This is a genomic window from Brevibacillus schisleri, from assembly GCF_055685845.1.
The window spans coordinates 6,132,162-6,155,250 of sequence record NZ_JBVNDM010000001.1; the positions used below are offsets into that span (position 1 = coordinate 6,132,162).

The 23,089-nt window shown below is 49.2% G+C and carries 26 protein-coding genes; all 26 read right to left on the bottom strand.

The window, feature by feature from the left end; translation table 11 throughout:
* Positions 1 to 3 precede the first annotated feature (3 nt).
* Entirely contained in the window at positions 4 to 1,536 is a 1,533-nt protein-coding gene (locus ACUUHJ_RS29090) for a complex I subunit 4 family protein (protein ID WP_087341726.1), read from the bottom strand.
* Positions 1,529 to 3,442 (bottom strand): NADH-quinone oxidoreductase subunit L, encoded by a 1,914-nt coding sequence (nuoL, locus tag ACUUHJ_RS29095; RefSeq protein WP_472300741.1) that lies wholly within the window; start codon positions 3,440 to 3,442, stop codon positions 1,529 to 1,531. Before nuoL ends, ACUUHJ_RS29090 begins: the two co-directional genes overlap by 8 nt.
* A gap of 27 nt (positions 3,443 to 3,469) precedes the next feature.
* Positions 3,470 to 3,781, bottom strand: coding sequence for an NADH-quinone oxidoreductase subunit NuoK (nuoK, locus tag ACUUHJ_RS29100; RefSeq protein ID WP_007722089.1), 312 nt, complete (start codon positions 3,779 to 3,781; stop codon positions 3,470 to 3,472).
* A complete protein-coding gene (locus ACUUHJ_RS29105; RefSeq protein ID WP_289674926.1) occupies positions 3,778 to 4,287 on the bottom strand; it encodes an NADH-quinone oxidoreductase subunit J in 510 nt (169 codons plus the stop codon). The genes nuoK and ACUUHJ_RS29105 overlap by 4 nt, the downstream gene beginning before the upstream one ends.
* 1 nt (position 4,288) lies before the next feature.
* A complete protein-coding gene (nuoI, locus tag ACUUHJ_RS29110) occupies positions 4,289 to 4,702 on the bottom strand; it encodes an NADH-quinone oxidoreductase subunit NuoI (RefSeq protein WP_007722093.1) in 414 nt (137 codons plus the stop codon).
* Between the two features lie 135 nt (positions 4,703 to 4,837).
* A complete protein-coding gene (nuoH, locus tag ACUUHJ_RS29115; RefSeq protein ID WP_289674928.1) occupies positions 4,838 to 5,848 on the bottom strand; it encodes an NADH-quinone oxidoreductase subunit NuoH in 1,011 nt (336 codons plus the stop codon).
* Positions 5,845 to 6,993 carry an NADH-quinone oxidoreductase subunit D gene (locus tag ACUUHJ_RS29120; RefSeq protein WP_016740195.1) on the bottom strand — a complete coding sequence of 383 codons (1,149 nt, stop codon included), beginning with the start codon at positions 6,991 to 6,993 and terminating at the stop codon, positions 5,845 to 5,847. The genes nuoH and ACUUHJ_RS29120 overlap by 4 nt, the downstream gene beginning before the upstream one ends.
* Before the next feature lie 3 nt (positions 6,994 to 6,996).
* Positions 6,997 to 8,277 (bottom strand): NADH-quinone oxidoreductase subunit C, encoded by a 1,281-nt coding sequence (locus ACUUHJ_RS29125; RefSeq protein WP_472300742.1) that lies wholly within the window; start codon positions 8,275 to 8,277, stop codon positions 6,997 to 6,999.
* On the bottom strand, positions 8,274 to 8,792 hold the full coding sequence (locus tag ACUUHJ_RS29130) for a NuoB/complex I 20 kDa subunit family protein (protein ID WP_007725455.1): 519 nt from the start codon (positions 8,790 to 8,792) through the stop codon (positions 8,274 to 8,276). The genes ACUUHJ_RS29125 and ACUUHJ_RS29130 overlap by 4 nt, the downstream gene beginning before the upstream one ends.
* Entirely contained in the window at positions 8,783 to 9,154 is a 372-nt protein-coding gene (locus ACUUHJ_RS29135) for an NADH-quinone oxidoreductase subunit A (protein ID WP_015893615.1), read from the bottom strand. Before ACUUHJ_RS29135 ends, ACUUHJ_RS29130 begins: the two co-directional genes overlap by 10 nt.
* A 484-nt stretch (positions 9,155 to 9,638) precedes the next feature.
* Positions 9,639 to 10,379, bottom strand: a complete 741-nt coding sequence (locus tag ACUUHJ_RS29140) for a DUF6042 family protein (protein WP_472300743.1) — start codon at positions 10,377 to 10,379, stop codon at positions 9,639 to 9,641.
* A gap of 221 nt (positions 10,380 to 10,600) precedes the next feature.
* On the bottom strand, positions 10,601 to 10,999 hold the full coding sequence (locus ACUUHJ_RS29145) for a F0F1 ATP synthase subunit epsilon (RefSeq protein ID WP_016740192.1): 399 nt from the start codon (positions 10,997 to 10,999) through the stop codon (positions 10,601 to 10,603).
* A gap of 27 nt (positions 11,000 to 11,026) precedes the next feature.
* Positions 11,027 to 12,436 (bottom strand): F0F1 ATP synthase subunit beta, encoded by a 1,410-nt coding sequence (atpD, locus tag ACUUHJ_RS29150; RefSeq protein WP_289674931.1) that lies wholly within the window; start codon positions 12,434 to 12,436, stop codon positions 11,027 to 11,029.
* 48 nt (positions 12,437 to 12,484) lie between these two features.
* Positions 12,485 to 13,348, bottom strand: a complete 864-nt coding sequence (gene atpG, locus ACUUHJ_RS29155; RefSeq protein WP_173610471.1) for an ATP synthase F1 subunit gamma — start codon at positions 13,346 to 13,348, stop codon at positions 12,485 to 12,487.
* A 74-nt stretch (positions 13,349 to 13,422) separates the two neighbouring features.
* Positions 13,423 to 14,934 (bottom strand): F0F1 ATP synthase subunit alpha, encoded by a 1,512-nt coding sequence (gene atpA, locus ACUUHJ_RS29160; protein WP_015893620.1) that lies wholly within the window; start codon positions 14,932 to 14,934, stop codon positions 13,423 to 13,425.
* Positions 14,935 to 14,977: 43 nt separating this feature from the next.
* A complete protein-coding gene (locus ACUUHJ_RS29165; RefSeq protein ID WP_015893621.1) occupies positions 14,978 to 15,505 on the bottom strand; it encodes a F0F1 ATP synthase subunit delta in 528 nt (175 codons plus the stop codon).
* A complete protein-coding gene (gene atpF / locus ACUUHJ_RS29170; RefSeq protein WP_015893622.1) occupies positions 15,502 to 16,005 on the bottom strand; it encodes a F0F1 ATP synthase subunit B in 504 nt (167 codons plus the stop codon). Before atpF ends, ACUUHJ_RS29165 begins: the two co-directional genes overlap by 4 nt.
* A 114-nt stretch (positions 16,006 to 16,119) precedes the next feature.
* A complete protein-coding gene (gene atpE / locus ACUUHJ_RS29175; protein ID WP_015893623.1) occupies positions 16,120 to 16,341 on the bottom strand; it encodes a F0F1 ATP synthase subunit C in 222 nt (73 codons plus the stop codon).
* Positions 16,342 to 16,398: 57 nt separating this feature from the next.
* The gene (gene atpB / locus ACUUHJ_RS29180) at positions 16,399 to 17,214 is read right to left on the bottom strand and encodes a F0F1 ATP synthase subunit A (protein WP_289674932.1); all 816 of its coding nucleotides are present in this window, start codon (positions 17,212 to 17,214) and stop codon (positions 16,399 to 16,401) included.
* Positions 17,215 to 17,282: 68 nt separating this feature from the next.
* Complete coding sequence (locus tag ACUUHJ_RS29185; protein ID WP_289674933.1) at positions 17,283 to 17,651, bottom strand: ATP synthase subunit I; 369 nt, start codon at positions 17,649 to 17,651, stop codon at positions 17,283 to 17,285.
* A gap of 11 nt (positions 17,652 to 17,662) precedes the next feature.
* Positions 17,663 to 17,872, bottom strand: coding sequence for an AtpZ/AtpI family protein (locus ACUUHJ_RS29190; protein WP_289674934.1), 210 nt, complete (start codon positions 17,870 to 17,872; stop codon positions 17,663 to 17,665).
* Between the two features lie 137 nt (positions 17,873 to 18,009).
* Positions 18,010 to 19,200, bottom strand: coding sequence for an acetyl-CoA C-acetyltransferase (locus tag ACUUHJ_RS29195; RefSeq protein ID WP_472300744.1), 1,191 nt, complete (start codon positions 19,198 to 19,200; stop codon positions 18,010 to 18,012).
* 161 nt (positions 19,201 to 19,361) lie between these two features.
* Entirely contained in the window at positions 19,362 to 20,180 is an 819-nt protein-coding gene (gene bioC, locus ACUUHJ_RS29200; RefSeq protein WP_289674936.1) for a malonyl-ACP O-methyltransferase BioC, read from the bottom strand.
* Positions 20,149 to 20,886 (bottom strand): alpha/beta fold hydrolase, encoded by a 738-nt coding sequence (locus ACUUHJ_RS29205; RefSeq protein WP_472300745.1) that lies wholly within the window; start codon positions 20,884 to 20,886, stop codon positions 20,149 to 20,151. The genes bioC and ACUUHJ_RS29205 overlap by 32 nt, the downstream gene beginning before the upstream one ends.
* Positions 20,883 to 22,082, bottom strand: a complete 1,200-nt coding sequence (gene bioF / locus ACUUHJ_RS29210) for an 8-amino-7-oxononanoate synthase (RefSeq protein ID WP_472300746.1) — start codon at positions 22,080 to 22,082, stop codon at positions 20,883 to 20,885. The genes ACUUHJ_RS29205 and bioF overlap by 4 nt, the downstream gene beginning before the upstream one ends.
* 7 nt (positions 22,083 to 22,089) lie before the next feature.
* Positions 22,090 to 23,085, bottom strand: coding sequence for a biotin synthase BioB (gene bioB / locus ACUUHJ_RS29215; protein ID WP_289674941.1), 996 nt, complete (start codon positions 23,083 to 23,085; stop codon positions 22,090 to 22,092).
* Positions 23,086 to 23,089: the final 4 nt, after the last annotated feature.

Sequence of the window (23,089 nt, forward strand, 5' to 3'; positions counted from 1 at the left end):
GGATTACCCTCCTATTCCCGTTACGATAGGTACGATCGTTTTCAGCGCCTGCTGCATCGGATTCCCCAGAACTGCCGGATAAACCCCGATGAGAATAATACATCCCAATAGGACTACCATCGGAATGACCTCCATCGGCTGTGCATCAGCAAGTCCTGTACATCTACCCGGAGTAGGGCCAAAAGTCGTTTTCAAGATCGCTCTGAGTAAATACACCGCGGTGAGGACAATCCCGATCGCTCCCACTGCTGCCATTACTGGCAAACGACCAAACAGACCGAGGAAGGCAAAGAACTCACTGATGAATCCGGACATGCCCGGAAGTCCGAGTGAAGCCATCCCGCCTGCCAACAACACGCCGCTGACAAACGGCATGGACTTGGCTAAACCGCCCAAATCGTCGAGCATCGATGTCTGCGTCCGATCCCAAATGACACCGATCAAGAAGAAGAGCAGTGCTGAGATAAAGCCGTGCGATACCACCTGGAACATCGCGCCCTGAAACCCGATCGTGTTCATCGATGCGAAACCGAGCAAGACGATACCCATATGGCTGATACTGGAGTAAGCCAGCACCATTTTTAAATCCTTTTGTACGAAGGCCAACACAGCCCCATACAAAATGTTGATAATGCCCAAAACGGCTATCCACGTAGAGAAGTCATAGGCCTGCTCTGGGAAAAAACCGATTCCCATCCGCAAAAGACCGTACGCCCCCATCTTCAGCAAAATACCGGAGTGAATCATGACGATAGAAGGTGGAGCCTGTACGTGAACGCGTAGCATCCACGTGTGGAACGGGAATACTGGCAGCTTGATCGCAAAAGCGATAAATAGCACTAGGAAGATGCCAAAACGCATTTCCGGCGTAAGGATTTCGGTTATCGGATGCCCTGGTGTCGTCAGAATCGCCGTAATTTCATCGATATTGAGCGTACGCATGATGACAAAGATCACGATGAAAGCCAGAAGCATGATCCCTGAACCGATTCCGTTATACAACAGAAATTTGTTCGCTGCTTGTTCGCGCTCCCCATATCCCCAAATCCCGATGAGGAAGTACATCGGTACGAGTGTCAGCTCAAAGAAAATGAAGAACAGAAACAGATTGTCTGCAGCAAAGACTCCCAACATACCGATCAACAGCAGGTGAAACAGGATAAAATACTCCTTCTGCCTCTTCTTGATCTGCCACGAGGCAATTGCTGCGAGAGTACCGATAATCGCCGTCAGCAAAATCAATGGCATCGAAATACCATCTATACCGAGTTCATAGTTGATCTCAAAAGCAAAGACTGTACCTGCCTGAGCCATTCCAATCGGAATCGAAATCCAACTGTGCTTTTCTACGAACTGCAGATTGGCTGTCTCGTAATTAAACATGCCGAACATCCAACCTGCCAAGATAAGTGCCGGCAACGTTCCATAAATCCCGACCTGCTTGATCACACCTGCATGTCGACTGGGGATAAAAGCCATGACGATAATCGCCAGCAGCGGAGAGAACACCAGTGATGACAAAAGGATATTACCCAAAGAGTCCACCTCCCTTGGCCGTCAAACTGATGGCGATGATCAATAGTAACAGACCGAATATGACCATTGCCCCATAGGACTGAATCTGCCCACTTTGTACTCTTGCGTGCAAAGATCCGATTCCTTGGGTAATTTTTGCTGTCAATCCAACCAAACCATCCACAATGTACTTATCAAATACATCCAGGACGAATCCAATCCAGCCAAGTGGACGAACAATGACGTTGTGATACAGCTCATCGATGTAGTACTTCTTGTATGAGAGCTGATAGAGCCACGGCATTGTTTCTGGAATCGTATCCGAGGAGATGGATTTCTTGCCGTACATCAGGTAAGCCAACACGACTCCGAGAATAGAGATCAACAGTGCCACAATCTGCAACCAAGCTGCTGCGTGCTCACTGCCTTCCCCAAATATGCTCGTGATCGCCGTCCCTGTTTTCGTTGCCAACAACCAATCAGAGAGTAATGGCGCGTACGGTGTATTTACAAAGCCCGCAACAACCGCAAGCAATGCCAAGACCAAGAGCGGGCCTGTCATGACACCTGGAGATTCGTGCGCTTCGTGCTTGCCACGTGCCTTCCCTGCAAATGTCAGGAAGAACAGACGGAACATATAGAATGCGGTAAAGAATGCTGCGAGCAGCGCGATGAACAGCAAATCGTAGCGATGCGCTCCGTAAACAGCCCCCAGAATCGCTTCTTTCGACCAGAAACCAGCGAACGGAAAGATCCCCGCAATCGCCAAGCAACCGATCAAGAAAGTCAAAGCGGTAATCGGCATCTTTTTCCACAAGCCACCCATTTCGAATACATTCTGCGTATGTACGGCATGGATGACACTACCTGCTCCAAGGAAGAGTAATGCTTTGAAAAACGCGTGCGTCATCAAATGGAAGGAACCTGCTACATAACCAGCAGCACCAGCTACACCCAATGCCAGCATCATGTATCCGAGCTGACTAACTGTGGAATAAGCCAAGACACGCTTGATATCTCGTTGGGTCAGGCCGATTGAAGCTGCAAATATGGCGGTGAATCCTCCTACATAGGCCACAACTGTCAAAGCCGTATCGGATGCGATAAACAGCGGATAGGTAGCAGCGACCAAATAAACACCAGCCGCGACCATCGTTGCCGCGTGAATTAATGCAGACACAGGTGTTGGACCTTCCATGGCATCAGGCAACCACGTATGAAGTGGAAATTGACCTGATTTCCCCATGGCCCCAATGAAAATGAGGATCGCCGCTAGTGTAATCATCCATGGTTCCAATCGTCCGAGTGCGATACTTTCAAAAATCGCCCCGTACTCGAAGCTTCCGGTCCACCAGAACAACAGACATATCCCGATAAACAGACCCAGATCCCCGATGCGTGTAACGATAAAAGCCTTTTTGGCAGCTGATTTTGCCTCATTCTTGAAGTAGTAGTAGCCAACGAGCAGGAAGGAGCATACCCCGACCAGCTCCCAGAAAATATATACTTGCAACAAATTTGGCGAGATGACTAATCCCAGCATAGAGAACGTGAACAGCGCCAGGTATTGATAAAACACTGGAAAGCGTTCATCCCCATGCATGTAGCCTTTGGAATAGATTTGGACCAACAGACTGACCAATGTCACAATGACGAGCATCATGGCATTCAGCGGATTCACTTCAAATCCCATGTTGATCACGATATCGCCGATATGCAGCCAATCAATCACATAATTGTAATCAGTTCCCCCCCCCTGGAATCTCTCCCAGAAGATGAGCACTGCGATTCCAAAAGAAACAGCCGTCAGGGTAATGCCCACTATGGCCGCTCCTTCTTTCAATTGGCGACCAAATGAGACGATCACGATGAAAGCAAGAAGCGGAAACAGAGGGATCAGCCAGGCATAGTGCATTAGAGTATCCATCTTTGTCCTCCTTTTCAGGTTTCCCTCTTATCGTTTCATTTGGTCCATTTCGTCTACATTCACGGTCTCCTTGTTGCGGTACAGCGCAATCAGAATCGCCAGCCCTACGGCAACCTCGGCAGCTGCAACCGTCATCGTGAATAAGGTAAAGATTTGTCCCGTCACAGATGGATACAGTCCGAACTTGGAAAAGGCAACCAGGTTAATATTTACAGCATTCAGCATCAGCTCGATTGATAACAGGACGACGACTGCATTTCGCTTCGTCAATGCGCCGTACAGGCCTACACAAAAGAGAATCAGAGCGACCATTAAGTAGGAGGAAATGCTTACTGTCATTCGTTATCCCCCTCCTTTTTCGCCATGATGATCGCACCAACCAACGCGACCAACAACAGAACAGACAACAGCTCAAATGGTATGACGAATTTGGTGAATACTTCGATACCGATTTCTTTTGCATTGTTTACAGGAGCATTTGCAGGTGGTGGTGGCGCAGGCCATGGTGTATTTTGCACACCCCAGAACAATAATCCGAACAGAACGATTACGAAGAGCAAGATAAAACGGTTTTTCCATGTCCGACCTGTTCCCTCATCGTTCGCATCGTGCTTGGTCAGCATGATTCCAAAGAGCATCAAAATGGAGATAGCCCCTGAATAAACCAGAATTTGTGCGACCCCGACGAACTCCGCTCCCAGCAAAACAAACAGACCTGCAATGCTGATAAACGTAACACCCAATGAGATGACCATGTGAACGACGCGCGTAAAGCTGATCATGAACACCGCGCCACCGATCGTCAGAAGGGACAGGATAAAAAAGGCAACATATTCGCCTGTCATGCTAATTCTCCTCCCTGACGTTCGTATTATTGTCGTCAAGCCATTTCAAGTTTTTGTACAATTCGTCCCGGCTATAGGCAGCCAGCTCGAAGTTGTTTGTCATTACAATCGCTTCAGTGGGACAAACCTCTGTACACAGATCGCATAAAATGCACAACTCAAAATTGATATCGTACGTATCGATAATCTTTCCCTTTTTCTCCGGATCAGGATGGGGCTTCCCTGTCAGTTGAATGCACTCCGTCGGACAAATGCGTGCGCATTGGTTGCAGACGATGCATTTTTCAGGAGAAAAGTGCTGAATACCGCGAAAACGAGGCGGCATTGGAAAGGGCACATCCGGATAGAAATGGGTTACTTTTTTCTCCGTGAGCTTTTTAAATGTATACCCCAGGCCTTTGGCCAGTCCTAGCATGTGTGTCACCCCTCAGGATTTGAGAACTTGGCTGCACCACGTTTTTGACGAAAGCTAGCTTTTGACGAAGTAAGCCTATGGCGAAGCCTGCGCTATGAAAACAGTGGGACGTAGTCGTTTTCGATCAAGTCGCTACTAGAACATGCCATTTTGGTAAGAAACCACTACGGCTGTGAGCAGGATGTTGAACAATGCCACGGGCAACAGCACTTTCCAAGCAAACGACATCAGTTGATCGACACGTAAGCGCGGCATCGTGGCGCGAATCCAAAACTGGAGGAAGACGTAAACAGAAAATTTAAGGATAAACCAAACGATTCCTGGAATGAAGTCCAGCGATGGATGAATCGGCAACCATCCACCAAAAAAGAGAATCGTGATCAAGGCACCCATCCCGAACATGTACACATACTCCGCCAGCATGAACATCGCAAAACGGAAACCGGAGTACTCGACGTGGTAACCGCCAACGAGCTCCGACTCTGCTTCCGGCAAGTCAAACGGCGTACGATTCAGTTCGGCCTGAGCAGCAATGATAAATACAACAAATCCGATAAACTGCGGAACAATATTCCAGACATCCTGCTGGGCGTTGACAATATCTTTGAGATTCATGCTGCCCGTCAATAGAACGACACCCACCACGGACATGACCAGCGGAACTTCATAGCTGATCATCTGCGCAGCGGAGCGGAGACCCCCGATCAGCGAGTACTTATTATTCGAGGCCCAGCCAGCCGTGATCACGCCTAAGACGGTGATCCCAGACAAGGCGATGTAGTACAACAGCCCTATTCCCAGATCAGCGAACCGAATGCTGTCCGTAAAAGGCATGACCGCCAATACGGCAAAAGCAGGGGCATAGGCCAATATTGGTGCTAGAGTGAACAACGCTTTATCAGCGTGTTGCGGACGAATATCTTCCTTTAATAGCAGCTTGGCAACATCCGCAACCGTCTGAAGAAGTCCCAATGGTCCTACTCGATTCGGCCCGATGCGCAGCTGCATCCACCCAATCACTTTACGCTCGAAGTAAATAGCGTACGTAACGAATCCCAACACGACGGCAAGCAGTAAAACGGCCGCTACGATAAACCAAAGCGTGGTCCCCCATGAGGGGGCTTGCTGCAAGAGAGTATTCATCAACAGTCAACCTCCCCGAGCACGATGTCGATACTGCCCAGGATGGCAACCATGTTCGAGAGGTTTTCCCCCTGCAACAGCTTAGGCAGAATTTGCAGATTGGTAAACGAAGGCCGTCTGAACTTCAATCTCCACGGTTTATCCTTACCTTGACTGGCAATGTAACAACCAATTTCTCCCCGCGGTGACTCGATGCGCACATATGTCTCCCCAGCAGGCGGGCGAATCACACGTGGTACTTTGCCCATGACTTCGCCTTCACTCGGAAATTGCTCCAATGCCTGCTCAAGAATTCGCAGAGATTGTTCAATTTCAGCCATGCGCAAATGGTAGCGCGCCATGCAATCTCCCTCAGTCGCTGTTGGCACATCAAATTCAAAACGATCATAAATGCAATACGGTTCGTCTTTGCGCAGGTCCCACTTGACACCTGTCGAGCGGAGCATGACACCTGATAGGGAGTAATCCAACGCCGTTTTTGTATCGAACTTGCCGATTCCATTGAGACGGTTAATAAAAATCTCGTTACCCGTCACCAGCTGATGGTAGTTATTCAATTCCTTCTTCATATATTGGACAAATTCTTTGGCTTTGTCTGTCCAGCCTGGAGGTGCATCCCATTTCACCCCGCCTACGCGCATGTAGTTAAAGGTCATCCGCGCCCCGCACAGTTCATTAAACAAATCGAGAATCGTCTCCCGATCACGGAATGCATATAGGAAGGGACCCATCGCACCAATATCCAAAAGAAACGTTCCCCACCAAACCAAATGGCTCGCCACCCGGTTCAACTCCATTGCGATCAATCGCAAAAACTGAGCTCGTTCTGGAATCTCCAACCCCATCATCGTTTCTACTGCGTGACAGAGAACGTAGTTGTTGGTCATGGCGGACACGTAGTCCATACGGTCTGTATAAGGGATAATTTGCGTATAGGTCAAGTTTTCTGCCAGTTTCTCTGTACCTCGATGCAGGTAGCCCATCACCGGAATCGCTTCTTTAATGGTTTCCCCATCGATTTTTACTACCAAACGAAATACTCCATGTGTACTCGGATGCTGTGGACCTACGTTTAATAACATCTCTTCCGTACGAAGTCCTGTTTCAGAAGAGGTATCAACATGAGTCGTGAGGATGTTATGGTTCATCTGCTAAACCTCCTCGTCGTATTGCACATAATCTTTGCGCAGCGGATACCCTACCCAATCATCCGGCAACAGGATTCGACGTAAATCCTTATGTCCCGGGAAATGAATACCCAAAAGGTCAAAAGTCTCTCTTTCATTCCAATTTGCGCCATGCCAGAGGTCCATTACAGAAGCAACTTTTGACTCTTCTCTGCTCGTTTTGACCTTTACTGCCAAGCTTTGACGATTTTTGTAGGAATAAAAGTGGTAGTATACCTCCAGGCGATCCTCGTAATCGACACCGTGAAGATCGGACAGGTACTCAAAACTCAATTGCTCATCATCTCTTAAAAATTGGGCAACTTGATGCCAATGTTCATTTTGAATGGTGAGAGTTGGAACTTCCTTACCTAGCTCGTTAATATACGAAGCCTCGATGACTTCCTGTCCAAATGCTTCGGAAATTCGTGAAACGTATTTATCAAGATAGGGCTGGTTTTTGGAAGGCGCTTTCGGCGCTTCCTCTGCCGAGGTCTCATCCCCAGTTGCTTGCGTTGCTTTTGCCTTCGCTGCTGCTGCGGCGGCTGCTTTGGCTTTTGCGGCAGCGGCGGCCTTCGCCTTGGCATCGTCATCACCGGATTCATCGCCGCCTGCTTCACGAGCGGCTTTTGCCTTAGCAGCAGCTGCTGCGGCAGCCTTGGCTTTTGCGGCAGCGGCGGCCTTCGCCTTGGCATCCGCATCTGGAGCGGAATCAGCTGTATCTGCTCCATTTTCCGCGGCTTCTTTTGCTTCCTTCGCTGCTTTTGCCTTGGCTAGTGCTTCTGCGGCAGCGGCTTTCTTGGCTGCGGCTTTTTCCTCAGGCGTCATTTCCGACACTGGCTTTGCTGGCGGTGGCGTAACTTCCGCCTGTTCCTTCGCTGCTTTTGCCTTGGCAATCGCTTCAGCCGCTGCGGCTTTCTTGGCTGCTGCTTTTTCCTCAGGCGTCATTTCCGATACAGACTTTGCTGGCGGTGGCGCAGCTTCCGCCTGTTCCTTCGCCGCTTTTGCCTTGGCGATTGCTTCAGCTGCTGCGGCTTTCTTGGCTGCGGCTTTTTCCTCAGGTGTCATTTCCGACACAGGTTTTGGTTTCGGTTCCGGAGCAGAGACTTCCTCTTGGGGCTCTTGGGGTGCCTCCACTTGGCTCGCCTCTTGGGAAGCCTGGGCTTCCTGTTCTCTTAATTTTCGCAAAGCTTCTGCCTTGGCACGGGCTTCAGCCGCTGCCGCTGCCTTTTCCTCCGGCGTCGGCTTGCGTTTCTCGTCGCTCATAGATTGGTCACCTGCTTCCCAGTCTTCGCTTCGTAACGGATTTTTTCTTGGAGCTTATTAATTCCGTAGATCAAAGCGGCAGGGTTAGGCGGACAACCCGGAATATATACGTCGACAGGAACAATCTGGTCTACACCTTTTACAACGCTGTACGAGCGCACGTACGGACCTCCCGCTGTCGCACAGGAGCCCATAGCAATCACCCACTTTGGTTCAGGCATTTGATCATACAGCCTGCGCAGTAGTGGTGCCATCTTTTTCGTGACGGTTCCAGCTACGATCATGACATCAGATTGTCTTGGGGATGCTCGAAAAATAACGCCAAACCGGTCGAGGTCATAACGCGCCCCACCCGTTCCCATCATCTCGATTGCGCAACAGGCCAAGCCAAAAGTTAATGGCCACAACGAGTTACTGCGAACCCATCCCTTCACTGTTTCCAATGTCGTGAACATGACGTTGCGATTCAATTCCTCTTGCAATTCAGGCGCAATGCTTGTCAGGTCTAGTTCCATTCCAGCACCTTCTTTCTCCACGCGTAAATCAATCCTACGACGAGCAAGGATATAAAGATGACCATCTCGACTAAGGCAAAGAGCCCCAGTTCTTTGTAAGCGACGGCCCACGGATACAGAAAGAGTGTTTCTACATCAAAGATGACAAACATGAGGGCAAAGATGTAATACTTCACGTTGAAACGCACCCAACTGTCACCAACAGGAATGTTACCGCTTTCATAAGTCGTTTGCTTCTCCCGTGTCGGTTTCTTTGGACGAAGTAATGGACCAACAAAACTGACTGTAGCCACGGGCAACAGCACACCGAGAATCAAAAAGATCGCGACAATCACATAATTGTTGGTATAGATGTCACTCACCCACGTTCCCTCCGCTCTTGAGAAAGGTATGAATCGTCTTGCGCTGTCCTCCAGAAGAAGTCGAGACTCCCTCAAAAGGGTACTGCTCGCAGCATCAAAGGTGTAGGTATGAACGCTGTCGCTAAATGATACTGCTAGGGGTTGTTCAAAAGTCGGCTTTTGATCACGAAGTAGTCCTGAAAGCTGATTCGACATCGAAACTGGCGCTCACCTTCGAAGTCCGGTGCTCATGTAGGTCCCCTACACTCCGCTCCTCCATCTTCAGGTTCTCGCCACTTTCTCGATGCTGAAAAGACGTCTTTTGAACCAGTGTTGCTAGAAAAAAATACCTTTATCATTATAGCAAATTGCCAATAGGGTGTCTAACGAAAGCCTTCCTTTTGTGCCATATAAAGGGAAAAAACTCAGAGATTTCTCCCTGAGTTTTTCCAGCATAGTATGATGACCAAACGAATATGCCCGTCTGGCCCTGCTATTCTCTTAATTATTGAACATTGTTAGAAAATTGCTGTCCGAGGAAATCCTCGTAAATGCGCTCCCATACAATCGTGAAGTTCATCTTCTCGTCTTCTGGGATTTCCAGCATATTTTCAATTGCTTCTTCCATATATGGAGTCAGCTTGATCAGAACCTCTGCCAGCATTTGGTCATTGGTGTTCAGCAATTGCTTCATTTCTGCTTTGGACATGCTGAACGTATTTTCTTCTTGCTCGTGCAGCTTCATCACAAGGCGGCTAAACATCGGATGAACCAATGCTTCCAGTTTGATATGAGCCAATGCAAGAGATTCTGCTTCACTCAGCTTGAACAACTCAGATGCATCTGGGAACGGATAAACCGGTACATCCCAAGCATCTGCATTATCGATTACCAGGCCCCACTTCACGAAAAGCTCAATCGCTTCGTCAAGAGATGTCGGATATGCATATTCGGAACGACTCATGAATGCTTTGAATCTGTTCAACAGGTTTACATAGCCTTTAAAATCCTCTTCAGACTTAAAGCCTTCTTGAACAGGCTCAGTGAATGTGCCTTTCAATGCATCGAACTCGTCCAGAGCTTTTCTCATCTCTTCTTTAGACTCATGCTTCGTTACCACATAGCACATTGCTTGGAAAAGAACATTCATTTCATGAGATAGCACGCTTGTCCAGCCATTAGCCGCAAAGCTGCTAGGAATCACTACGCCATCTTGATTGTGGCGGATATCGCGAACGGTTTGCATCAATTACACTCTCCTTTAATCCCAATAGCCAATGCCGCTTTTTCCCGCTGTTTATCATGATAACGTAGCTCGTCGGCAGGGCATTAGGTCTATTATACACAGAAACATTAGGCAATTACCAACTGGAAATATCATGCCCGATTTCCATGGCTCATCATTCATTACCCTATAACCGAAAAATCCCCGCTGCCACATGGGCGCGGGGATATCAAGCTTACGCTTTACTTCGATACGTCGAGACGTGCCATCGCACGTTGCAGCGCGCGTTCTGCACGCTTGACGTCGAGCTCGGCATATTTCTCAGTCAAACGCTTTTCAGCACGCTCTTTCGCTGCCTTCGCGCGTTCAACATCGATGTCTCCCGGCAATTCAGCCGTTTCAGCAAGGATGGTCACTTTATCGCCGCGCACTTCCATGAAGCCGCCGCTTACAGCCATCTTTACTTCTTTATCGCCTTCTGTCTTAATCCGAACTGGCGCTGTTTTCAGCGGGGTTACCAACGGCATGTGGTTTGGCATAATACCAATTTCCCCTTGCAAGCCGCGAGCAATCACCATTTCAGCCTGACCGCTGTAGACAACCCGTTCAGGAGTTACGACTTCAACTGTCATCTTACTCACTTACTCGTCTCCCCTTTCCAGGGTGTCTTACGCCATTTTCTTCGCTTTTTCTACCGCTTCTTCAATTGTACCTACGTACAGGAACGCGCCCTCTGGCAGGTGGTCATGCTTACCTTCGAGGATTTCCTTGAAGCTGCGAACAGTTTCCTTCAATGGCACGTATTGGCCTGGGTTACCAGTGAACTGCTCGGCAACGTGGAAGGACTGGGACAAGAAACGTTGAATGCGACGTGCGCGTCCAACTACTTGCTTGTCGTCGTCGCTCAACTCGTCCATACCGAGAATCGCGATGATATCTTGCAGTTCTTTGTAACGTTGCAGGATTTTTTGAACGCTACGAGCCACATCATAGTGTTCTTGTCCTACAATATCAGGAGCCAGAGCACGGGAAGTGGATGCGAGTGGGTCTACCGCAGGGAAGATACCCAACTCAGCGATGGAACGCTCCAAGTTCGTTGTAGCGTCCAAGTGAGCAAACGTAGTAGCAGGAGCCGGGTCAGTGTAGTCATCCGCTGGTACGTAGATCGCTTGAATGGACGTTACGGAACCTTTTTTCGTGGAAGTAATACGCTCTTGCAGCTGACCCATTTCGGTAGCCAATGTTGGTTGGTAACCTACCGCAGATGGCATACGGCCCAAGAGAGCAGAAACTTCGGAACCCGCTTGTGTAAAGCGGAAGATGTTATCAACAAAGAGAAGAACGTCGCGGCCTTCTTCATCACGGAAGTATTCCGCCATAGTCAGACCAGTCAACGCTACACGAAGACGTGCACCAGGCGGTTCGTTCATCTGACCGAATACCATCGCGGTTTTCGGCAGTACGCCTGCGTCTTTCATTTCGTGGTACAGGTCGTTACCTTCACGGGTACGCTCACCTACACCAGCGAATACGGAAATACCACCGTGCTCTTGCGCGATGTTGTTGATCAGCTCTTGAATAGTAACGGTTTTACCTACACCCGCACCACCAAACAGACCGATCTTACCACCCTTGATGTACGGAGCCAAGAGGTCAATAACTTTGATACCTGTTTCCAGGATCTCAACAGTCGTTGCTTGGTCTACGAACTCAGGAGCTTTACGGTGAATTGGGTCACGACGATCTACTTGACCGAGTTCTTGCAGGTCGATCGGCTCACCCAATACGTTAAATACGCGTCCGAGGGTGATTGCACCCACTGGAACGGAGATAGCTGCACCGGTATCAACTGCTGCCATACCACGAACCAAACCGTCAGTGGAAGACATTGCAACGGTACGAACCAAGTTATCGCCCAAATGAGTAGCAACCTCAACAGTCAAGTCGATGTCGCGCTCACCGGCACTTTGTGCTTTATGTTGAATCTTGATCGCATTGTAAATGGCAGGCAGGTGTCCGCGGTCGAACTCGACGTCAACAACCGGACCCATTACCTGAACCACACGTCCATTCGCCATCTTACTTCTTCCCTCCTGTAAAGCTAAATTGGGAGCTATTCGCTGCCACTAAGCCTGTGCGTTTGCACCTGCAACGATCTCGGAAATCTCTTGTGTAATGGCTGCCTGACGAGCACGGTTGTAGCTCAACGTTAAACGGTTGATCATATCCGTAGCATTGTCTGTCGCGTTGCCCATTGCAGTCATACGGGAACCTTCTTCAGAAGCTTTTGCTTCGAGAAGTGCACTGTAAACCAGTGTTTCCGCATATTTCGGCAACAGGTCCGCCAATACTTCTTCCGAGGACGGCTCATACTCGTAATTGATTGCGCGCGCATTGTTGCTCTCGGGAGCTTCCAATGGCAGCAATTGTTTTACGGTAGGTATTTGCGAAATTGCACTTTGGAACTTGTTGTAGCACAGGTACAGTTCGTCAATCTGCTCATTCTCGAACATTTGGACTGCTGCACCGGCAATTTTCTTGATATCAGCAAAGGCTGGGCTGGTTGGCAGACCTGTCACTTCCTCCAAAAGCGGGTAGTTCCGTTTGCTGAAGAAGTCACGACCTTTGCGGCCAATCACAAAAATACCGTACTCATCCTTGGACTTGTGCTTCTCGTTAATGGTATTTACCACTTTACGGAGAATGTTGGCATTGTAACCCCCAGCAAGTCCACGGTCGGAAGTGATGACAATATAACCAGTCTTTTTCACCGGACGATTTTGCAACATTGGATGCTTGGAACCAGAAGTCCCACTCGCGATGCTTGCGATCACTTCTTGGATCTTGTCAGCATACGGGCGTGCCGCCTCAGCTTTATCCTGGTTACGGCGAAGCTTTGCAGCCGCCACCATTTTCATCGCTTTCGTGATTTGGCGCATATCTTTTTTACTTTTGATACTGCGTCGAATCTCACGTATTCCTTTAGCCACTCGTTTTCACCACCTTGAGGACGCATGCACGGGCAAATCACCCGGCATGCATCTGATGTCTATCAGGTTAACGATTAGCGAGTTACCGAAAAGCCTTTTTTGAACTCTTCGATCGCTGCGTTGAATTCTTTTTCATCTGGAAGGTCTTTCGTTGTGCGGATGTGCTCCAACAGTTGCGGTTTGTTGGAATCCAAGAAAGACAACATCTCTTTCTCAAAACGGCGCACTTCTGCTACTGGAATGTCATCCAGGAAACCTCTTGTAGCGCTATAAATAGAAGCAACTTGCTTCTCAACAGGCATTGGATCGAACTGACCTTGTTTCATGATTTCCATCAAGCGCTCACCACGGGTCAGACGAGCTTGGGTCGCTTTGTCCAGATCGGAACCGAACTGAGCAAACGCAGCCAACTCACGGTATTGAGCCAACTCGAGCTTGAGTGGACCTGCTACCTTTTTCATCGCCTTGATTTGCGCGGAACCACCTACACGGGATACGGAAAGACCGGTGTTAACCGCTGGACGTTGACCTGCGTTGAACAAGTCTGTCTCCAGGAAGATCTGACCGTCCGTGATGGAGATCACGTTCGTTGGAATGTATGCGGAAATGTCACCCGCTTGGGTTTCGATGAATGGCAGAGCCGTAATGGAACCAGCGCCCAGATCATCAGACAGTTTCGCAGCGCGCTCCAGCAAGCGGGAGTGCAAGTAGAATACGTCACCAGGATATGCTTCGCGACCTGGAGGACGACGGAGCAAGAGGGACATTTCGCGGTATGCAGCAGCCTGTTTGGACAGGTCATCGTATACGCACAGAACGTGTCCGCCTTTGTACATGAAGTACTCAGCCATTGTTACACCTGTATAAGGTGCCAGGTACAACATTGGAGCTGGGTCAGACGCAGTAGCAGAAACGATGATTGTGTATTCCAGAGCCCCTGCTTTACGCAGAGTTTCTACGATGTTTGCAACGGTAGATTGCTTTTGACCAATTGCAACGTAGATACAAATCATGTCTTTACCTTTTTGGTTGATGATCGTGTCGAGCGCCACTGCTGTTTTACCAGTTTGGCGGTCACCAATGATCAACTCACGCTGTCCACGACCAACTGGGATCATCGCGTCAATCGCTTTGATACCTGTTTGGAGTGGTTCGTGTACGGATTTACGTGCCATAACACCAGGAGCTGGGCTCTCGATTGGACGGAAACCGTTATTTGCGATAGGGCCTTGACCATCGATTGGTTGACCCAGTGGGTTTACAACGCGGCCGAGCAGCGCTTCCCCTACTGGAACTTCCATAACGCGGCCGGTACGTTTTACAGTATCGCCTTCCTTAATGTCGCGGAAAGGTCCCATAATAACGACACCCACGTTATCTTCTTCCAAGTTGAGTACCATACCCATTACGCCATTTTGGAACTCGAGAAGCTCCCCTTGCATGGCCTTTTCCAAACCGTGAACACGAGCAATACCGTCACCTACTTGGATGACTGTGCCTACATCCACAACTTCGATTTCAGATTTAAAGTTAGCGATCCGCTCTTTAATGAGGGAGCTAATCTCTTCTGGTCTGATTGCACTCACTTAATTCACCCCATTCATCCAACTTCTTAAAAGCCATCGAACTTTACGCTTTTTGCGCAAAGGTTTCCAACTTCGTTTTCAAGCTGCCATCGTACAGACGGTCGCCAATTTTGATAATAACGCCACCGAGAATCGCTGGATCTACGACTGCTGTCATACGCAGCTTTTTATTCAGCGTTTGTCCGAACTTCTCAGCCAGCTCATTTTGCTCTTCAGTAGAAAGCGGCTTTGCACTTGTCACAATCGCATCTGCAAATCCACGAGCTTCGTTCGCCAATTGTACAAAAGAACGGTAGATATCAACCAGATCAACTTCGCGTCCGTTCTCAATCAGGACGTTCAGAAAATTAAAGGCTTCTTCCCCTACATGGCTTTTGAACAATTCGTCAGCGAGCGTAGCTTTCGCATCTGCTGCGATGTGAGGGTGCAGCATGATCTTTTTCAGATCTTCATTGCCTTCAACCGCTTCTACGATTGCACCCAGGTCTGCTTCTACCTGATCAATCTTGCTACGTTCACTCGCTACTTCAAAGAGCGCACGAGCATAACGTTTTCCTACTGCGCTACTCATAGGCGATCTCCCACTTGTGCGAGAAATTTATCAACAGTAGACTTTTGAGCTGCTTCGTCCAGTTCCTTCTCGATGATCTTGGAAGCCAAGAGCACGGACAGGCTGGTCATTTGCTCACGCAGTTCGAGTTTTGCTTTTTCCACTTCACGCGCCAGTTCAGCACTTGCTTCCGCTTTCATACGCTCGGATGCAGCTTGCGCTTCTGTCACGATTTTGGTTGCTTCATCAGACGCTTGCTTTGCAGCGCGGTCAATGATTGCTTTTGATTCTGCACGCGCTTCATCCAGCACGCGACGTTGCTCAGCTAGAAGAGCTTCCGCTTCAGTGCGGTTCTTCTCAGCTGAGGAGATTTGACTTTCGATATGCTGACGACGTTTTTCCATGATCCCTACGATCGGGCCCATAGCCAATTTACGAACAAGCAGCAACAACAACAAGAACACAATTGCCTGGGTTAACAGCGTTCCCCATTCCAGGGATACCGCTCCAAAGTCGAGCATTCGTTTCACTCCTTCCTGCGAAAAGAAAGATGTATCATCAAGGTTATTAATTGTCTTTGTCAAAAATATAGGCGGGTATCAGGTGCCCGCCTATTGTTACTAAATGCTCGCTGATTACAGGCGACCGAAGAGAATGAAACCGATCGCTACAGCGATGATCGGAACTGCCTCTACCAGACCAAGACCCAGGAACATGAGACCCATCAGGCTACCACGTGCTTCTGGTTGACGAGCTACGCCTTCAATTGTACGAGAGATTACCAAAGAGTTACCAATTGCTGCGCCAAGAGCAGCCAGACCAAATACGATACCAATTGCAAGAGCCAAACCTTCCATTGTTTAAAAACCTCCTTAGTGTTTAAAAAGCGAAGATAAAATCGGGTAAGCGCTAAATTAGTGATCTTCATTCACTTGCTGTGACAGATAAACCATCGCCAGCGTTGTGAAAATGAATGCCTGTACGGAACCGACGAACACTGAGTAGCCCAGCCACAGGAACAGCGGAATGCTTCCGAAGATCCCTACACCCAGCAGGAAGGCGATCAAAACCTCACCCGCAAAGATGTTACCGAATAGACGCAAAGGCAGCGTCAACGGCTTGATGATGAACTCCTCCAGAATGTGAATCGGGTTCAGGAATGTATGTTTCAACCATCCGCTGAAGCTCTTCTTGATGCCCAGATAGTGAGAGTAGAGAAGAACGATGAACGCCAGAGCGAAAGTTACGCTAGGAGTCGCTGTTGGTGATTTCCACCAGCCAATGACAACGCCATGCGAGGACGGATCGGTAGAGTTCAGCTCTTCTTCAAGCTTGGCCACCTTTTGTTGCTTCATTTGTTCATTCGTGGAAGCCGTCAACATGTCTTTAACCTTTTCACTTACTTGATGGTCAGGACCGTTGTGGTGAGCCGTGTTTACGTTAAATACGAGACCCAGTTGGTTTCCAAGGAAAATGTAAAGGAACAAAGTGAGTGCCAGCGAGACAAAGCCCGCAGCCTTCTTCGGTGTGATGTAGCTTTTTGTAATGCCGGTAACGAAGTCCACAATCCATTCCATCACGTTTTGCGCGCCGCTTGGAGTTGCGGAGGTCAGGTTGCGGGTCATCCCGATACACAGCAAAAGCACCACCAGAGAGGTAACCAAAATCATGAGAATAGTGGAGATGTCAAATACCATGCCCAACCATTCAAACCGCAGAGAATAATGCATGTATTTCACCCCTTTCTTCCGCGCGAATCTATTGCTTACGTACGTTGTAAAGAAAAAATATCTACTATCTATTTAAAGGAGCGATACACAAAAAGGAAACTGAGAATCTGAAAGAGGAATAAACCTATCAATACACCAGCGATTCCAAACAAATGGGGAAAACGCAATGTCAAAAAGACTGCAAAGCCTGCCACAGCCAGTCGCTGCAGCATACCAGTCCCTTTTGGCCGGACATTTGGATCAACAGCCATCTGACCAATGCGCCAGGTTTTGCTGAAGAGAACCGTGCCATTCACCAAACTGCAAACCATCCCAAGCAGGAGGCTTTGCAAAAAGAAACGATACGATGGCAACACCGCCCAGAGTATCGAGGCAATTGCCATACAGAAAAAGGCATAGCGAAAAGTGGATCGCATTGCCGAAGAAAACGTTTGCATGTTCCATCTCCCTAGAGGTAACCGCGAACGATGCGGTAGACGCTGTACACGCCTATTCCTAATCCCGCGAGCAGCCCAACCATCAAAAAAAGCGGACTGGTAGAGAAAAGACTATCTAAGTATTTTCCCAGAAGGACTCCCGAAATCACGCAGACGGCCATATCGACACCGATCAGGGTGACCAATGTGATCGCTCGCCACGGATTATCCAATTTCGACACAGAGTAACATTCTCCTTTCATACATAAGGAGAGGGCTGGTGTCAAGTGCCCCTTTGCCCTCATTCATATTAACGAAGAATTATTCCCTTTGTCAACGTTCGGCTCCGTCTGTACACAAAGCGTTCACAATTTGAAATTTAAATTTTCTCGACAATTGTAGAGACGCCTTGTCCACCGCCGATGCAAAGAGTTGCTAATCCATATTTTGCCTCTTCGCGTTTTTGCAATTCATGCACGAGCGTGACCAATATTCTCGCTCCACTCGCACCAATTGGATGTCCCAAGGCGATGGCTCCGCCGTTGACATTCAGCTTCTCGTGATCAAAGCCTAGTGCCTTGCCAACAGACAGCGATTGGACGGCAAAAGCTTCATTTGCTTCGATCAAGTCAATGTCAGCAATCGACAGACCCGCTTTTTCCAGTACACGTTTGGTCGCAGGAACTGGACCGTACCCCATGATGCTCGGATCAACACCTGCACTCGCATTGGCTACGATACGGGCAAGAGGCTTCACACCCAGCTCTTCTGCCTTCTCCCGTGTCATAATCAAGAGAGCTGCTGCCCCATCGTTAATGCCAGATGCATTCCCGGCTGTCACAGTTCCATCCTTTTTAAATGCAGGCTTTAGTTTGCCTAAGGCTTCGGCTGTCACGCCAGCACGCGGGAATTCGTCTACGGCAAACAGCACCGGGTCACCCTTGCGCTGCGGGATCGGAACCGGCACGATTTCTTCTTGAAAACGACCACTAGTGAGCGCTTGCTGAGCCTTTTCCTGGCTCCACGCTGAAAATTCATCCTGCTCCTCGCGTCCGATTTCGTATTTGGTGCAAAGGTTCTCTGCTGTAATGCCCATGTGGTAGTCGTTGAAAGCACACCACAGCCCGTCGCGAATCATGGAATCTACCACTTTCTGATCTCCCATGCGGTAGCCCGAACGCGCACCTTCCATTAAGTATGGTGCCTGACTCATATTTTCCATTCCACCAGCCAAGACAACCTCTGCCTCACCAGCTAGGATGGACTGAACGGCCAGATGAACGGCTTTTAGACCTGAACCACAAACTTTGTTAATTGTCAGGGAGGGAACTTCATGAGCAAGGCCCGCGTGAATAGAAGCCTGACGCGCCGGGTTTTGACCCAAGCCTGCTGACAGTACGTTCCCCATAATCACTTCATCGACCGCATCCTTGGAAACACCTGCACGCTCTAGCGCTGCTTCCAGTACAATCCCGCCCAGCTTTGTCGCGCTGACACCTGCAAGCGTTCCTTGAAAGCTACCTATAGCAGTGCGCACAGCACTCGCAATGACGATTTCTCTTTGACTCATCTTCCACACACCCCTCAAATACACAGGATAGGCAACCTTCTTAAGATTCCATCTCTTCATGATAATTCCTGCTAGGAAATCGCTTTCTTTTCCAGTTTATTTAAAAAACGTCACGGCTCTTGGGGGGAGAGTGCCAGTCTGTCACGAATCAGGCTGGCACTCTATATGGATGAAACAGCGCGAACGTAAACAACTTCGTAGGTGACAGGGATGCCCGCTTCTCTTTTATACGTCTGCTCATAGTAACGAATCATTTCTGCAAGAAGTTTTCTGCGTCCAAGACCGCTTCCTTGCTCCATGCTTGCACTGGCGCCCACGGCTTTCACAGCATGCAGAAAATCCCGTACACCCGGGTAAGTTAGCCGTTCATATTTCCTACTGATCTCTATATCCGTGAACCCTGCTTGCTCCAATTGCTCATGCCAATCACGTGCAGAGAGAAACTCCAGGCCATGGCGTACACCCTTTTCTCCCAAAATCGCATGAGCATTCGTAAACGAATCATGCAGCTCCCAAAAAGTATCAGGTCCAAATGTCGAAAAAACCAAAGGTGCTCCCGGCTTCAGGATTCTTGCCAATCCTCTTAGCGTATGCGCTGGCCTGGCAAACCACTGAAAACACGCTCCTGAAACGATCAAATCCTTTGACTTCGCCTGTTGTTCCCAAACCCATTCTTCGGCATCAGCTTGAGAAAATGAACAAATCAGGCCGTTCTGCTCCAGATTGTTCTTCGCCTGCTCCAGCATGCCTGGCGCAATCTCTACCGCCTCGTAATGGGCAGCATTAAAATGGCTGCGAATGACGCGGGTTAACCCCCCTGTTCCACAGCCAATCTCTAGGATGTTTCGCACATCATTGTCGTTCGTTCTCTCTGTAACCATTTGACTCAAATGATCGGCCATCTTCTTTTGCACAAGTGCGTATTTTTCATAGGAGACAGCCTTCTCACTAAATCGGCTGCTGATTGCCCTCTTCTGCAAGCTGCTCCACCATCCTCTTTAGCGAATCTCCTACAACCTCTGGAACAAACACATGCGGGGCATGACCACAGTCAGGAATTTGTACGAAATTGGCACCTGAAAGGCTACCCGCCAGTTCTTCTCCGGCTGCGAGCGAACAAATAGTATCCTCCGTGCCTTGAATGACGAGAGTAGGAGTAGTCAGCGAAGACAAGAACGGGCGGCAATCCTCTTCTTCTAAGTAGGTCAAGCCCGCAATCAACGCCGCCGTACCCCACTTCTGGCTGTCCAGTCTCACATGCAGACCTGTTTGTTCACGCTCACCCGGTGTGAGCATCTGTTCGACAAATGCGTCCATCACCCGCTCGCGTGCTACGGAAAGCTGCCTTTTCATCCTTTGTAAAACAACAGGATGCCACCCAGCGCGAAGGTCATGCTGTTCGCAGGTAAAGCGAGCTGTTGTGCCGATCAAAACAAGTCCTGAGACCGGGTACTGGGCAGCTAGGCGTATTCCGAGCATTCCTCCCATAGACCACCCCACTACAATTAGCTCCTGCGCTGCTAGAGGGCGGACTTCCTCTACTACTCTCTCGTAAAATTGCGAGGAATCCGTGACGTCCGAATAAGTAGGAATAATGTGCTGATAGGAAGGAAACTGTGAGCGAACTGCATCCCAGCTGCAATCTGGCATTCCCCACCCGGTTAGCCACAGCATCACTTTTCTCACGATATCGTTCCTCCTTTCTGAAGCTCGTCCCTGATTTCGCTCACTTGCTCGCAAGCCCACTCCAGCTCTTCGCGCGTATGAGCAGCCATCACGGTAAAACGGATACGCGCGGTTCCTGCTGGCACAGTAGGAGGTCGAATCGCCACTGCTGCAATCCCTCGCTGCCTAAGCCTTTTGCTGAATTGCAAAGTCCACTCATTCTCTCCTAACGTGAGCGGGATGATTGGCGTATCTTCTTCGTCTACAGTAAACCCGCGTGAGCGAAGCAACTGGCGAAACATGAGCGCATTCTGCCTCACTTCTCTTCTGCGCCAAGAGTCTGTTTGTACCAAAGACAACGCCGCCAGATTCGAGCCAATCACAGCAGGAGGCAGAGCTGTGGAATATACCAGCGAGCGCGCTTTTGTCATCAAATAACGAATGACGATCTCATCTGCGCATACGTATGCCCCATAAACACCAAATGCCTTGCTGAAGGTTCCCATCAAAACATCGACTTGTCCGCCGATGCCGAGCTCGTGGCACAAGCCCTGCCCTTCTTCACCGCGCACTCCCCCTGCATGGGCTTCGTCAACCATCAGCATGGTATCGTAACGATCACGCAGTTTTACCAATTCAAGTAGGGGAGCTTTATCACCGTCCATGGAGAATATGCTGTCCGTGACGATCCACTTCCGTCTTGCATCCTGGTGCTTTTTCAGTAAAAACTCCAAATGCTCCATGTCGTTATGTCTGTACCGAAAATGCTCCGCCCGACTGAGCACGATCCCATCTACAATGCTGGCGTGATTCAATCGATCACTAAAAACAGCGTCGCCTCTTCCAGCAAGCGCTGCAATTACCCCTGTATTTGCCTGATAGCCGTTTGCAAAAACAAGCGCCGCTTCTCTCTCTTTCCACTCCGCCAATTGTTGTTCCAGCTCGTCGTATAACGCGTAGTTGCCATGGACGAGACGAGAGGCAGTTCCTCCTGCCCCCCACTCCTCTGCCGCCAATTTGCCAGCTTCCACGATTCGTTGATCGTGGGCCAAGCCCAAATAGTTGTTCGATGACAGATTTAATAATGGTTTCCCTTCGACTTGAATCCACGTGCCTGCGCGATTGCTGGCTGACTCTACGGTGCTCCACTCTCTTGCCAATGATTGTTTCCGCAATGAATCGTATTCTTCTTCCAGCCATGTGTAACGTTTATTCATAACTGACCTACAGCGCACACAGCTCGATTTCAAACCCGAGGTCTTCAATCATCTGATGGTCTGTCGTGATTTCTTGCCCGGGCGTCGTCAAATAATCGCCTACAAACAACGAGTTGGCCGCATACAAGGAAAGGGGCTGCAAGGTTCGCAAATTCACTTCGCGCCCACCCGCAACACGAATTTCTTTATCCGGACAAATAAATCGGAACAAAGCGAGAACACGAAGAGCCTTCATTGCTGGGGTGCGTCCTTTATCCTCCAACGGGGTTCCTGGAATCGCATTTAAAAAATTGATCGGGATGGAATCTGCGTCGAGATTGCGCAGGGCAAATGCCATTTCGACGATCTCCTCATCGCTCTCCCCCATGCCAATGATCACGCCTGCGCAGGGAGACATCCCTGCTCTTTTCACGGTGTCAACTGTCTGAATACGCTGGTCGTACGTGTGCGTTGTCGTAATCGCTTCGTAATGGTTGCGACTCGTGTTGAGATTATGGTTGTAACGATGAACACCTGAATCTTTTAGACGCGTTGCTTGTTCGTCGCTTAAAATCCCTAAACACGCGCAAATTTTCAGCGGCATCGTCTCGCGGATTTCTTTGACGGCCTCGATGACTTGGCCCAGCTCTTTTTCCGTGGGGCCGCGTCCTGAGGCGACAATACAGTATGTACCTGCTTTTCGATTCATGGCTTCCCGCGCACCTGATAGCAATGTCTCCTTGTCCAGCATCGTGTACTTGGATACGGGAGCATTCGAAACAATCGACTGCGAGCAGTAACCGCAATCCTCTGGGCATAGTCCGCTCTTGGCGTTGATGATCATGTTCAGTTTGACCTTTTTTCCAAAAAAGTGCTTTCTGACCCGGAACGCTTCGTTCATGACCAGCAGCAGCTCATCATCCGGTGCTTGCAACACCTTCATTGCCTCTTCGTGCGTAAGCACTTCCTTACTAATTGCTTTACGAGAGTATCCCTTCCAATCCAAACAGGTGCTTTGCTCCATTTTC